Origin of the sequence: Vibrio celticus (assembly GCF_024347335.1) — a bacterium.
Lineage (GTDB): Bacteria > Pseudomonadota > Gammaproteobacteria > Enterobacterales > Vibrionaceae > Vibrio > Vibrio celticus.
In genome coordinates, this window is record NZ_AP025463.1 from 2,335,935 (window position 1) to 2,350,039 (window position 14,105).

Consider the following 14,105-nt stretch of genomic DNA (forward strand, 5'->3'; position numbering starts at 1 on the left):
AAATATTCCTCTATACTGAGCCTAATCCACCATTTCCATCGCTGCAAATAAAAGATCTCGATTAACAGGATTAACATATGTGATTGATTAAAAAGAAGCCATAACTATTGATACTAACGATAAGATCACCGCTAAGTTACTATTTAGTTAATAGTTTGCAGTTAATCTCGAATGTGATTTGTTATTAAAATTGATCACTTTTATACCAATTTGCTATTGACTGTGCTCAATCATTAGCTACATTGGAGCTAAAGGGTTTTTTAATACATTTTTGCAACATGATTTAAAATCAGTAACACGCTTCAAAAATTAACAACAAGGAATAATTACGCAGGGTAGCGTTAATTTCCGTTAGCAATGTACGAGGTTCAAGATATTAGCTGAAATTCTTTAGCTGGTAGGAATGATATCAATCGCACTTACAACAATTGATATAACAACGTTAGTAACAAAATGCATGAGGGATGTATAGCATGGCTACAGGTACAGTAAAATGGTTTAACAATGCCAAAGGGTTTGGCTTTATTTGTCCAGAAGGTGAAGACGGCGATATTTTCGCGCACTACTCCACAATACAAATGGAAGGTTATCGAACCTTAAAGGCTGGTCAGCAGGTCGACTATGAAGTAGAAAGTGGACCTAAAGGCTCGCATGCTAGCTCCGTTGTTCCTGTAGAAGGCAGCGCCGCAAAATAGGCGAATGCCAACTCATGTTAACCTCCAGCATTCGTCATTAACGGCTGAAAGAACGGCTGAAAGGTAAACAGAATATTGAAACCGCTCATTTAGCACCTGTAATACAGGCTTACGTGAGCGGTTTTTTCGTTTTGGGGCTATAAGGTTGCTCACTAAACCATTAGTTCGCGGATGTATTCTTATTAAGCTAGGTCTTAGAGGTATTACAAAAGAACAAAAAAAGACGCTTTAACATTATCGTTAAAGCGTCTTTCGTTTTGACTTTATCTATAACTTAGCTGTCAGACTAAGCAACTCGTTAGCAAATCACGTTCATGACTGACTAACGATGAGTCCAATCACTATGCATCAATAAATGCGTTTAGCATTGAGCTTGGGCGCATTAGTGTTGAAACCAATGCATCGTCAAGTAGGTAGTAACCACCTAAGTCACCAGCCACACCTTGAGCGTTGTTCAGCTCTGCAACAATCGCTTCTTCACTTTCAGCCAGTTGACTTGCCACACCTGCAAACTCAGCAGCAAGATCAGCGTCTGCCGTTTGCTCAGCAAGCGCCTTAGCCCAGTATGCCGCTAGGTAGTAATGGCTACCACGGTTATCAAGCTCACCTACTCGGCGTGAAGGAGACTTGTTGTTGTCTAGGAATTCACCCGTTGCTTTATCAAGCGCGTCCGCTAGAACTTGTGCTTTAGCGTTGCCTGTTACTACACTCAGGTGCTCTAGAGATGCAGCCAATGCCAAGAATTCGCCTAGGGAATCCCAACGCAGGTGGTTTTCTTTCTCTACTTGTTGAACATGCTTAGGAGCAGAGCCGCCAGCACCTGTTTCAAACAGACCACCACCGTTCATTAGTGGAACAATCGATAACATCTTAGCTGATGTACCAAGCTCTAGAATCGGGAACAAGTCAGTTAGGTAATCACGTAATACGTTACCTGTAACCGAAATGGTATCTAGACCTTCTTTGATACGAACTAATGAGTATTGAGTCGCTTCAAGTGGAGCGAGGATCTTAATTTCAAGACCATCGATATCGTACTCAGGAAGGTACGCTTCAACTTTCTTAATAAGCTGAGCATCATGCGCGCGTGACGCATCTAGCCAAAATACCGCTGGAACACCCGATGCACGAGCACGAGTTACCGCAAGCTTAACCCAGTCTTGGATGGGTGCATCTTTAACTTGACACATACGGAAGATATCGCCTTCCTCTACGTCTTGCTCTAGAAGCACAGCGCCTGAAGCGTCAACAACTTGAACCTGACCAGCAGCTTCAAGGATGAAAGTCTTATCGTGAGAACCGTACTCTTCCGCTTTTTGAGCCATCAAGCCAACGTTTGGTACGCTACCCATCGTTGTAGGGTCGAAAGCGCCGTTCTCTTTACAGAAATCAATAACCGCTTGGTAGATGCTCGCGTAGCTACGATCTGGGATCATTGCTTTCGTATCTTTTTGCTTACCTTCTGGATCCCACATTTGACCAGAAGAACGCAGCATTGCAGGCATAGATGCATCCACAATGATATCGCTTGGTACGTGTAGGTTAGTAATGCCACGGTCCGAATCAACCATCGCTAGTGGTGGTTGAGTCTCGTATACCGCTTGCAGGTCAGCTTCGATTGCTTCTTTTTGATCTTGAGGAAGCGCTGCAATCTTCGCGTATACATCACCGATGCCGTTATTCACATCAACACCTAGCTCTTCAAACAGCTGACCGTGTTTAGCGAATACGTCTTTGTAATAAACCCTAACCGCGTGACCAAAGATCACTGGGTCAGATACTTTCATCATCGTCGCTTTCATGTGAAGAGAAAGCAGTACACCTTGCTCTTTAGCCGATGCGATTTCTTTTTCGAAGAACGCAACCAAAGCGGCCTTATTCATCACTGCCGCATCAATGATCTCTTTATCTTGCAGTGCAAAAGCTGGCTTCAATGTTTTCTTCGCGCCATCTTTGCCAACGAATTCAATGCTAACTTCTGTAGCACCTTCAATGGTTACTGACTTTTCGCTACCGAAGAAGTCTTTGTCGTCCATACTTGAAACGTGCGACTTAGAATCTGCAGACCAAGCACCCATTGAGTGTGGGTTCTTCTTCGCGTAGTTTTTAACAGAAAGTGGAGCGCGGCGATCCGAGTTACCTTCACGTAATACAGGGTTTACTGCACTACCCTTGATTTTGTCGTAAGTCGCTTTAACAGCTTTCTCTTCGTCAGTGTTTGCTTCTTCTGGGTAATTAGGAAGTGCGTAACCTTTTGATTGTAGCTCTTTGATCGTTGCTTGAAGCTGAGGTACAGATGCAGAGATGTTTGGAAGCTTAATAATGTTTGCTTCTGGTGTCTTAGCCAATTCACCTAGTTCTGCTAATGCATCACCAATACGTTGCTCGTCGTTCAAGTAGTCAGGGAAGTTGGCAATAATTCGCCCTGCAAGTGAAATGTCGCGAGTATCAACGTTAATACCAGAAGAAGCTGTAAAAGATTGAATGATAGGCAGCAGAGAGTAAGTTGCTAGCGCCGGAGCTTCGTCTGTAATGGTATAGATGATCGTTGGTTTTTCAGTAGGCATGAAATTTCCCTATAGTTCTTACAAGCTCATTTAAAATAGTGAGCATGTTATAAATTGACCAGTAAGCCACTCAAAGAGTGAAAACTGCTTACTCGATAGTCGTACTCTATCTTATTTTTCATGCAATCTTGATGACAGCATGAACCAAATCCGTGAGTGCATTGTTTTAATAAAAGAGCCAGTTATAATAAAACACGAAGGTATAATTAAACAAATCAGGCTTAAGAGTCCATAAACTTGTTCTATTTTGTGTCTTTTAGGCGCGCAAATGATAGCTCAATTCCGTTTCAGTGAAAACTTTTCAGCACACTTCGTTTACATTTTTGCAAGGTAGTTAACATGTCTACTCGCTCACGCAGCGCATCTCGTTCAGACAAACCGGCTCGTTCTGGTGCAACATTAAAACAAAGCGGTAATAGACAAAGCCGAAGCAGTGATAAGAATAACACTGGCAATTCGCACAACAAATCTCACTCAAGCAAGCACCGATATAAAGGCAAGCCTACAAATGCAAAACCTAAGGTAGCGCTCGAAGATCGCAAAGTAATTCTGTTCAACAAGCCTTTCGATACTCTAAGCCAATTTACAGATGGCGAAGGGAGGAAAACGCTAGCGGACTTTATTCCAGTGAAAGACGTTTATGCTGCAGGTCGCCTCGACCGCGACAGCGAAGGATTAATGGTCTTGACCAACGATGGGATATTTCAAGCTAAGCTGACTCAACCAAACTCAAAATCCCCAAAGACTTACTGGGCACAGGTTGAAGGCGCACCTTCTGAGGGAGATTTAGATAAATTGAGAAAAGGTGTCGAACTAAAAGACGGCATGACACTGCCTGCAAAAGTCGAAGTGATGCAAGAACCTGAAGTGTGGGATAGAAATCCTCCAGTCCGCTTCAGAGCCGCGATACCGACAACATGGTTGGCTATTACAATCATTGAAGGACGTAACCGTCAGGTAAGACGAATGACAGCCAATATCGGCTTCCCTACCCTGCGTCTTATCCGTTACTCAATGGGTAATATGAATGTGGGGCAGCTGCAGCCTGGTGAGTGGAAAGAGATCTGATTCTGCCGGAATCAAACTCTTAAATTAAAGAGTAAAAAAGCGAGGTCTTCTAAAACAGACGCTCGCTTTTCTCATCAATTTTGTGCAACTTCATTAATCTTGATCGATCATCCACTTGCGGAATTCTTTACGATCTTCTTTTGAAGTCTTCAGGTACCAAGCTTGAAGCTGTTCTAGTTCTTCTGATTGAACCTTATCCATACTCTCAACAGGAAGAGCTACAGCCTCAACTATTTTTTCAGGCTGTGCTACTGCTTGATTATCAATGGCAACATAAGAAACAGCGACAGCCGCCACCCCACCATTAATATTATACTCTCGAATCTCTTCAATATAGTTCCGGCCTAATTGAACTCCATTTGATTTAAGCTCATCAACAACCTTATCTACCTCAACACCATGTTGATCAACAATCTTAAACTCCAGATCTTTTAAACCTTTCTCAGCAGAGCGAACTGAACGATAAGTAGGCATTAAAAATTCAACATCTTGATCAGCATTTATATTGAACGTAACAATCTGGTTTTTGCCATAAACTTTTTTACGATCACCTGATTTTTCTATTACAGGTTCGTATTGAAATACGACTTGGTTCTGACCTGTATTTAAAGTGACAACAGTAGATGCTTTGAAGGCCTGACCTGAGGTTTCAGGCTTTTTCATATTAACAGCTAAAAGGTCTACTGTATCTTTGACAGTTAGAGATGCCGAGATTCCAGGCATACTAACTAACATGGCAGACATTAATGTAATTGCTTGTATTTTCATAATAATCCATCAAGTACAAAAAAGCCCAGCTTACGCTGGGCTCTATAATTTAGTCAAACTAATATGTTATTAGTCTAATATATTACCAGTAAACACGTACGCCAGTTGCGAATGCTAGAGCACCGTCTGCGATAGTTGGCTCATTAACAAAAGAATCAGATTCTTTGTTTGTGAAACCTAGAGTACGACCGTCTAGGTAAGCAGCTTCAACATAGATACGAGACCAGCTGTTAAAGTGGTAATCAGTACCTACATAAATAACTGTAGAAGTGTCTTCTTCACCAAACTCACCAACTACGCTGATGTTACCAGTATCTTGATCTGTGTATTCGTAACCCGCGTAAGCTGTTGCGTTGTCAGCCCATGCATATGTACCTGCCAATGAGATACCATCGATAGTGACTTTATACTCTGAGTTTTTGATTTCTGTATTGTAGTATGTAAAACCAATACCAGCTTTACCAAATGAGTACTCAACAGTTGCTTGGAAGTAAGTATCTTCTATTTTATCAGCATCAGCGTCAGTACTAGTGTCATCTGTCGTTTTACCGAAACCAACGTGACCACTTAGATCACCAGCAGAACCACCGACAAAAATTTCAGCAAGCTCTTGATTGCTATCATTTTCATCTAGACCGTAGTTAGCAGCAACAAAAAAGTTATCTGAATTGTAGTTATACTTAATCAATGAGTCATGTAAAGCACCATTAAGCTTAGAATAACCTAGAGCAGAACCACCGTAGAAGTAAGAGTAATCAGCACCGTAGATATCATCGGCAACAGTCCATTGCTGACCGATTTTAATTGAACCAAAGTCACCAGCGAAGCCTAGGATATGTTGACGAATTTTCATTTCATCTGACTTTGTAGAGAATTCTACTTTACCGATAATATCTAAATCATCGTTAAGTGCATATTTTGCATCAACACCTGCACGTGAAGCACCAGCACCAATAGTTGTGTTACCTTCCTCAACTGTTCCTTCGAACATGTCTTTAACATCGTTGTAAGCATATTCTTTTGTGTCATCAGAGATTTTCAGCTCAGTACGTAGTTGACCGTAGAAATCTACTGAACCGTCTTCTGATTTGTAAATTTCCGCTGCGTTTACTGAGCCTGCCGCTGCAACAACTGCAAGTGCTAATAGAGTCTTTTTCATAATAAATCCACTGCCTTTTCTAAGAATGGGAGATCCTTGCCCGGTTCCCTTTTATTTTTATGACTGGTCATTACCACTCTTTGTTGGTTAATCACCGTCACTAAATTTCGAGGTCTAGATTGCAAAAGATTATCCTGCGTGTCAAATAAACCAAAAACAAACCTAAAAAAAACACAAAGCAATCAAAATCAACCACTTACATTTTTTTTCATTGTTTTACGAGCAGCTTATCCTTAGTTTTATCAGGAAATATAATAATCCAAAAAAAGAACAAAACAGCATTTAACACCACAAATAACTCACAAAAACGCTACACTTTAGGATTTAACACCTATAAGCCAGTCTTTTTTAATATTTATATTTCGCAACATAAATAAAATAGTTAAGTTCCTGAAGGTTCAGTTTTTTTTTGTGAACAAGATCTACCTTTGATTCAAAAGCAAGCTATTTCACCGTAAATGTACCGACTAGTGATATGTGCTACTATCCTCGCTCCGTTACGTAGGTCACAGTATGCTAACTACTAAAATTCAAAAATCTATTCGCACCAGTTATCAAAACCTCCAAGATCAGTTGGACAACTTTGTACCTCGACGTGCTCAAAATTACCTTGTTGCAGAAATAGCGAAGACACTTTGTGGTCAATACCACAAAAGTAATCGCATGATAGTTGCAGAAGCGGGGACAGGGATCGGGAAATCACTGGCTTATTTAATGGCTACTATTCCTGTCGCTGTGCTCAATAATCGAAAAATAGTTATTTCAACAGCTACCGTTGCGCTACAAGAACAGCTCGTCAATAAAGATCTCCCTCTATATAGAAGACTGACTGATCGAGAGTTTTCTTTCATATTAGCGAAGGGTAGACAGCGTTATTGTTGTTCCGAAAAACTAGCCGCTGCCTGCGGGGTTGATGGCGGACAAATGGCCATGTTCGAATCTAAGCCGAAGAAAAAGGATATCGACCAACTTCAAACCATGTACCGCAGCCTAACCCAAGGTAAATGGGATGGTGACCGCGATTCGTGGCCAAAACCCATCGACAATATGATTTGGCAGATGATTGTCAGTGATAAGCACAGCTGTAACAACAGTATGCCCACGCATAGAGACTGTCCTTTCCAGAAAGCGCGCTCAGAGTTAGATAAAGCAGACGTGATTATCGCCAATCACAGTTTAGTGATGGCTGATGCTGACTTAGGCGGCGGTGTGATACTGCCTGAACCAGAAAATAGCATCTATATATTCGATGAAGCTCACCATTTACCGCATGTAGCCAGAGATCACTCTTCTGCGGCTGCGAGTCTAAAAGGCGCAGCATCGTGGTTAGAGCGTTTGAATCAATCAATCACTAAGCTTTCAGGCCTCGCTGACGAGAAGCGTGTCCACCGATTTAGAAATGAACTGCAAGACTCAGTGCAACAGCTGATCCCTACCCTGACTCAAATGAGTAAACAGTTTGACGCTAACCACTTTGAAGACGGCTTGTATCGCTTCGAACATGGCGACTTACCTGAGTGGTTAGAGAATGAATCTAAAGATCTCAAGCAGCTCACACAAAAGGCGAGTCAAGCCGTTGCGAAGATTGCAGACCTGATTGCAGAACGAGTTAAAGACGGCGAGCTTTCAGCAAAACTTGCAGAGCCAGCACTTGCAGAAATTGGCTTCTATATACAAAGAACAGAGAACCTTGCTCAAGTATGGCGCTTAATGGCTGAACCGAAGAGAGAAAAAGGCGCTCCTTTGGCTCGTTGGCTCGAACTGAATAAAGAAAGCGAAGGCGATTTCGTTGTGAATGTTTCGCCATTAGAGGTAGGTTGGCAACTGGATCAACAAATCTGGAGCCGCTGTGTTGGCGCGGTATTAGTATCTGCAACCATGAGGGCGCTCAACTCTTTCAGCTTTTTTTGTCATCAAGCCGGAATCAGCCAAAAAGCAGAAGATGGCGTACAATTTTTGGCTTTGGCATCACCGTTTGATTACCAGAATCAGGCTGAGCTGATCGTGCCGGCAATGAAGTACGAACCACAAGCACCTCAGTTTACCGAATATCTTATTGAAATTTTGCCTAAGGTAATAGAAGACAAAAAAGCCAATCTCGTTCTATTCTCTTCTTACTGGCAAATGAACAAAGTTGCAGCGGCTTTAGCAACAGATTTCGTTAAAAAGTCGTGGGCATTGCAGGTTCAAGGCGATACTTCACGAACTGAAATTCTAAAAAAACATAAAAAGCTAATAGACCAAGGTAAAACCAGCGTTCTTTTTGGAACTGGCAGCTTTTCTGAGGGTCTTGATCTACCGGGTGAGCTTCTTGAAAACCTCGTTATTACTAAGATTCCTTTTGGTGTTCCGACCTCTCCCGTAGAGCAAGCACATTCAGAATATATTGAATCACGCGGTGGTAACCCTTTTATGCAGATTACTGTTCCAGATGCGAGTAAAAAGCTTATTCAATCTGTAGGTAGACTACTGCGTAAGGAAAGAGATTCTGGTAAAGTCACGATCCTTGATAGACGAATAGTAACGAAGCGATACGGAAAGTCCCTACTCGATTCACTACCGCCTTTTAAAAGAACAATAAAATACTAATATACCCTGCCTTTGAGGTAGTTATGGGCCTTCATCGCTAGGCCCTTGCATTCACAACCCAACATGACTAATCCACCGGTTTTTCATGTGGCTGCCCTATCAGCCGATAACGAGAACACTAGCTATTTATGGAAATGATTGAGCCAACCATGTTGGTCATACTTGCTCTGGTTGCATTTGCAGCAGGCTTTATTGATGCTGTAGCAGGTGGCGGAGGGATGTTAACCGTTCCAGCTTTACTGTCACTTGGTTTACCGCCACACATTGCACTCGGAACTAATAAGCTGGCCGCAACGTTTGCTTCATCTACAGCTGCATTCACTTACTACCGTAAAAAGCTGTTCAAGCCTGAGTGTTGGGTAAATGCATTCATATCTACTTTAATCGGTGCGACCATCGGCACACTCACTGTTGATGCTATTAGTACCGAGTGGTTAGAGAAGGTATTGCCGTTAGTCATTCTTGCCGCAGCGGTCTATACCATCTTTCATAAGACTCCAGATGTGAGTCATAATGTGTCTCCTAAGCCTTGTCCTGTACTTAAGAGAAAGCAAAAGTACCAAGGATTCATTCTTGGCTTTTATGATGGGGTTGCTGGCCCAGGAACTGGCGCGTTTTGGACGGTAAGCTCTATGGCGCTTTACCGCTTAAACATCTTACTTGCCTCTGGCCTATCCAAAGCCATGAACTTTACCAGTAACTTTACCTCTTTGGTGACCTTCGCGATTCTTGGTCATATTGATTGGGTTCTAGGTTTAACCATGGGTCTTTGTTTAATGGCAGGTGCGTTTGTTGGTGCTCACTCTGCTATTCGGTTCGGTGCTACATTTATACGACCGGTGTTTGTTACCGTAGTAAGCGTACTTGCAATTAAACTGGCATACGAAGCTTGGTTTGTGAACTTATAGGCAGTAGCCAACGGGAAGTGAAATGAATCAATTTTCAAAGCTAAAAAGTGTCATTGATACCTTGATTGGCCATTGCTCTCAGGTTGATAAATCTCGAGGGGCTTATCATCAAGCCTTGTTTGACCGAGCCTTATTTAAATGTGGCGCCTCTGTTTTACTTCCCTATGCACTTGAAACTCAGGCAACGTACCGCACCATTGTACGTGAACAAACCACAAATCAACTGACCGCATCCAGAGCCAACTACCTCACAGAAAAGCTGACAAATCAGATTGCAGCAATCCAAAGAGAGTTAGCCAACCATGATTTACGTTTAGACCGAAAAAGTAAGTCCGGGAAAACCCTTAACGACCTATACAACGAACTCGCTCAGCACCAAGACTGGCAAAAGCGATTGGTCGATTTAGTGCGAGTACGAAAATTAGCGTTTGATTCTGCGCCTCGCCACATTAAGAAAAAAGCGGAAGAGGCTTGGCAGTTAGCCAAAGAGCGATTAGAACGCTGTGAAGACTCAATGAAAAATATTGAGAGACTGATTAACTTAGAGAACCCTAAGCGAAATGAACACTGATAACACACCATCACCACTGGATAATGCACCAGAAGAAGTTAAGTTAGCTGTCGACCTGATCTATCTGCTCGAAAGCAACGAAATCGATCCAAAAGTCGCGTTAGAAGCAATCAAAATTGTTCAGCAAGATTTACAAGCCAAACTAGCATCTAGCATCTAGCATCTAGCATCTAGCATCTAGCATCTAGCATAAAAATATACAGGATTCACATGTACCAACTTAGCTTTTCTATGCCCGAGTTTCTTGAAAACTACTGGCATAAAAAACCAACCATCTTAAAGGGTGGCTTCGAAAACTTCGTCGACCCAATTTCGCCGGAAGAACTTGCTGGTTTATCGATGGAAGAAGAAGTGGATTCTCGCTTTGTCTCTAACCTCGACAATCAGTGGACTGCAGAACACGGTCCATTCTCTGAAAAAAAATTTGGCGAATTAACCGAAACTCATTGGCAACTGATCGTTCAAGCAGCGAACCACTGGCACCAAGGCGCAAGTCAGCTGACTGAGGCGTTTCAAGCGTTACCAAACTGGTTATTCGACGATCTCATGATCTGCTACTCAGCACCTGAAGGCGGCGTAGGCCCACATATTGATCAATACGATGTCTTCATCATTCAAGGTCAGGGCAAACGTCAATGGAAGGTTGGCGCTAAAGATGTTGGCCAATACAAAGAGACTGTTCAAGCTTCTGCACTTCGTCAAATTGAAGGTTTTGACCCGATCATTGATGAAACCTTAGAGCCGGGCGATATCCTTTATATCCCACCAGGTTTCCCACATGAAGGGAATACGTTAGAGCCGTCAATGAGCTACTCTATTGGCTACCGCTCTCCTAAAGAACAAGAGCTGATCAGCAACTTTGCCGATTTTGTGCTTGCTCATGATATGGGTGACGTACACCTGCACGATCCAGAATTCAAAACGCAAGGTGGCTACGGCAAAATTCGTTCATCGGATTTAAGCAATCTCACTGACATGTTGAAATCTGCATTAGAGCAACCTGAAACCATCAGTGAATTCATGGGTTGTCTGCTAAGCCAATCACGCCACCAGCTTGATATCGTTGCTCCAGAGCCACTATGGACTCAAGAAGAGATCGCTCAACACTTAGAGTCTGAAGGTGAGATTCACCGAGTATCAGGCTTAAAAGCGCTCTACCACGAAAATGAAAGCAACACGGCTTACATCAATGGCGAAGTGGTTAAGGTGGATGAAGCGGATTCTTCGCTACTCAACATACTTTGCGATGAGACCATGATTACCTCGGCTACTGCCCTATCTCCTTCGGGCGTAACTGTCGTGACTGAATTGGTCAACAAAGGCTACTGGTTTATCGAAGAGTAAGCAGCGTCAACCGCTGGTTATTGGCTAGCTTCTAAAGAAACAATTAAAAAAGGGACAAATGAAATCTTCATTTGTCCCTTTTTCTATTCAAGAACTGGTTAAGGCTTAATGCTTATACCTTGAACTGATTGACCAACTTCTGTTGTTGTTGAGACAGTTGGTCAATTTCATTGCCGACTTGCTCAGAAGCCGCGGCTTGCTCCAAGATCTTCGCACTCAAATCGCGAATATTAACCACGCTTTGATTTACTTCACCGGAAACCGATTGTTGCTCTTCGGCTGCACGAACGATCTGACTGTTCATATCACTGATCGCCTCAATAGAAGTAAAGATCGAACCTAGATCTTCAACAGCTTTCTGAACGTGTAACGCCGTATCATTGGCTAGGATGTTACCTTCTTGTATCGCTTCAACGACATCTTGAGTTCCAGCATGAACCTTGTCGATCACTGCTCTGATCTCACCAACCGATGATTGTGTGCGACTTGCGAGGTTTCTTACCTCATCCGCAACAACAGCAAAGCCACGACCTTGTTCGCCAGCACGAGCCGCTTCGATCGCCGCATTCAATGCCAGTAAGTTAGTTTGCTCAGAGATCCCTTCAATAACACTTAAGATCTCGGTGATGTTGCCGTTATTTTTTGCCAATTCTTCAACAATTGGAACAGCACTCGACATACGCTCCACCAGCTTTCTCATTTCACCGGCTGAAAGCTCGATAACTTGTTGACCTTGTTGAGCAGAATGATTCGCTTCACAAGCAGCATCAACGGCCACTTCTGCATTTTGTACCACTAAGCCCGCTGTTTGAGTCATCTCTTCGGCCGCTGTCGCCACAAGATCGACTTCTTTAAATTGAGATTCACTGCTTTCTCGAGTGCTTGATGCCGATGCTTTAGCCTGGCTTGTCGTACTCGCCACTTGTTCAGTGGTGTGAATCACTTCTTTGATCGTGTGTTGTAACTTGTCTAAGAATAAGTTGAATCCTTTAGACAACTGACCAATTTCGTCTTGAGACTTAACCTCTAAACGCTGTGTCAGATCCCCTTCACCAGAAGCAATATCATTAAGTCGCTCGACCACTTGTCGAATAGGCTTCACAATTGAAAGGGAAGCAAATGCGATGATGGCTAACCCGAACAAAATGAACACAGTACCGGCAATCACTTCCGTCTTAATGCCTTCACTTAGCTTAGTACTAATGATGGAGTCCAATTTGTTGGCATCAGCGACGACGCTCTCTCTTGGGATCTCGAACAACACACCCCAAGTTTGGTTAGCCGCAACAACAGGTGCAAAGGCAAGTAACCACTCACCGTTCTCGCTCCATTGCGTTGTCACTTCACCACCAAAGATAAAGTCGGTCATTAAATCACTGTTTGTATTGTCACTTTGGAAGGTTGAACCGACTGCAATGCTTGAATCATCAGAGGCGATGACCGAACCATCTAGACTAACCACATAAGCTTTACCCGCACCGTTAAACAAGCTCTGGTCAGATTGCGTAATCACACTGGTTAAACCATCGAGTCTTAGATCAATACCAAGAAAACCAATAGCGACATCGTCGACTAAGATAGGTACGGAAATAGAGGACGTAAGTAGTGCCACACCTCCGCTGTTAACCACTCGAGGCGTACTAATACATGTTTGCCCTGAAGACAAAGGACAGTAAAAACGTTCGCTATTGCTGTCATCATTCAAGATAGATTCTGAAAGAACGTTCGCAAGAACATTTTCACCGTTATCTGCCACCTTCCAGTAAGGAGCAAAACGACCTTTTTCGTTAGAACCAACATAATCAGCATCGACATAATTCGCATCTTCGCTATCGAGTAAATCAGGCTTGAAAACTAGATACGCACCTTGAATAGAGTCGAAGTTTAAAACCGAGCGACGAACCATTTCATCCAAGGCGGTACGAAGCTCTTCACTTGGCGTAAAGTTTTCGTCTGCATTGTTCTTTAGAAACTGAGCACTGGCCGCAAGCATCTCTGCGCGGTAAATAGCTTCGTCTACATAACGTTGAGTTTCTTGAGCATTAAGCTGAGAAACAGACGCCAGCAGCTGCTGAGTTTTATTGATCACTGATTCTGAACTTTGAGATTTGATGACTTGTTGATTGCTCGTTGCGTTGTAGATCGAGAAACCAATAAGAGACAGTGACGTAATGATTAAACAACAACCTGCTAAGAGGGTTATTTTCCACTGTACCGATAGAGAGCGCATTTAATATCCTTATTTAAGCCAAAAGACTTCCATAACCATAACTATCACATCGACAACGAATTGCTGTACACAATGTAAATGAGTTAGACGAATAGCTTAGCGGATAATTACAGCACAAATTGCTTACATATAAAACGAAAGTTTACACAAATGTTAATAGCGCGGATTTTCTTCCTTTTTTCTGTGATTCCAAATAATGTACTCAT

General features: G+C 42.7%; 11 protein-coding genes. 7 read left to right on the forward strand and 4 right to left on the reverse strand.

Translation table 11 applies throughout. The features are described from left to right. The first annotated feature begins 473 nt into the window (after positions 1-473). On the forward strand, positions 474-695 hold the full coding sequence (cspD, locus tag OCV19_RS10515; protein WP_004736548.1) for a cold shock domain-containing protein CspD: 222 nt from the start codon (positions 474-476) through the stop codon (positions 693-695). A 341-nt stretch (positions 696-1,036) separates the two neighbouring features. On the opposite strand, the gene OCV19_RS10520 is transcribed toward cspD, so the two are convergent. Beyond that, positions 1,037-3,262 carry an NADP-dependent isocitrate dehydrogenase gene (locus OCV19_RS10520; protein WP_065677233.1) on the reverse strand — a complete coding sequence of 742 codons (2,226 nt, stop codon included), beginning with the start codon at positions 3,260-3,262 and terminating at the stop codon, positions 1,037-1,039. 339 nt (positions 3,263-3,601) lie between these two features. Between OCV19_RS10520 and OCV19_RS10525 the strand changes: the two genes are divergently transcribed. Further along, positions 3,602-4,330, forward strand: a complete 729-nt coding sequence (locus OCV19_RS10525) for a pseudouridine synthase (RefSeq protein WP_065677232.1) — start codon at positions 3,602-3,604, stop codon at positions 4,328-4,330. Between the two features lie 93 nt (positions 4,331-4,423). On the opposite strand, the gene OCV19_RS10530 is transcribed toward OCV19_RS10525, so the two are convergent. Both OCV19_RS10530 and OCV19_RS10535 read right to left on the reverse strand, forming a co-directional pair. Then, positions 4,424-5,098, reverse strand: coding sequence for a YccT family protein (locus OCV19_RS10530; RefSeq protein WP_050654186.1), 675 nt, complete (start codon positions 5,096-5,098; stop codon positions 4,424-4,426). A gap of 82 nt (positions 5,099-5,180) precedes the next feature. Continuing rightward, positions 5,181-6,257, reverse strand: coding sequence for a porin (locus tag OCV19_RS10535; protein ID WP_065677231.1), 1,077 nt, complete (start codon positions 6,255-6,257; stop codon positions 5,181-5,183). 513 nt (positions 6,258-6,770) lie between these two features. On the opposite strand from OCV19_RS10535, the gene dinG reads away from it, so the two are divergent. The 5 genes from dinG to OCV19_RS10560 all read left to right on the forward strand — a co-directional run bounded on the left by dinG (position 6,771) and on the right by OCV19_RS10560 (position 11,669). After that, a complete protein-coding gene (gene dinG / locus OCV19_RS10540) occupies positions 6,771-8,846 on the forward strand; it encodes an ATP-dependent DNA helicase DinG (protein ID WP_065677230.1) in 2,076 nt (691 codons plus the stop codon). Between the two features lie 128 nt (positions 8,847-8,974). Further along, positions 8,975-9,754, forward strand: a complete 780-nt coding sequence (locus OCV19_RS10545; protein WP_017062114.1) for a sulfite exporter TauE/SafE family protein — start codon at positions 8,975-8,977, stop codon at positions 9,752-9,754. Positions 9,755-9,776: 22 nt separating this feature from the next. Further along, the gene (locus OCV19_RS10550; RefSeq protein WP_065677229.1) at positions 9,777-10,325 is read left to right on the forward strand and encodes a primosomal replication protein; all 549 of its coding nucleotides are present in this window, start codon (positions 9,777-9,779) and stop codon (positions 10,323-10,325) included. Continuing rightward, entirely contained in the window at positions 10,315-10,485 is a 171-nt protein-coding gene (gene rsmS, locus OCV19_RS10555) for a pleiotropic regulatory protein RsmS (protein ID WP_017055021.1), read from the forward strand. Before OCV19_RS10550 ends, rsmS begins: the two co-directional genes overlap by 11 nt. A 50-nt stretch (positions 10,486-10,535) precedes the next feature. After that, on the forward strand, positions 10,536-11,669 hold the full coding sequence (locus OCV19_RS10560) for a ribosomal protein uL16 3-hydroxylase (RefSeq protein WP_065677228.1): 1,134 nt from the start codon (positions 10,536-10,538) through the stop codon (positions 11,667-11,669). A 112-nt stretch (positions 11,670-11,781) separates the two neighbouring features. Here OCV19_RS10560 and OCV19_RS10565 read toward each other — a convergent pair whose 3' ends face one another. Beyond that, positions 11,782-13,899: a methyl-accepting chemotaxis protein gene (locus tag OCV19_RS10565; protein WP_065677227.1), complete on the reverse strand. Its 2,118-nt coding sequence runs from the start codon at positions 13,897-13,899 to the stop codon at positions 11,782-11,784. Between the last annotated feature and the right edge of the window lie 206 nt (positions 13,900-14,105).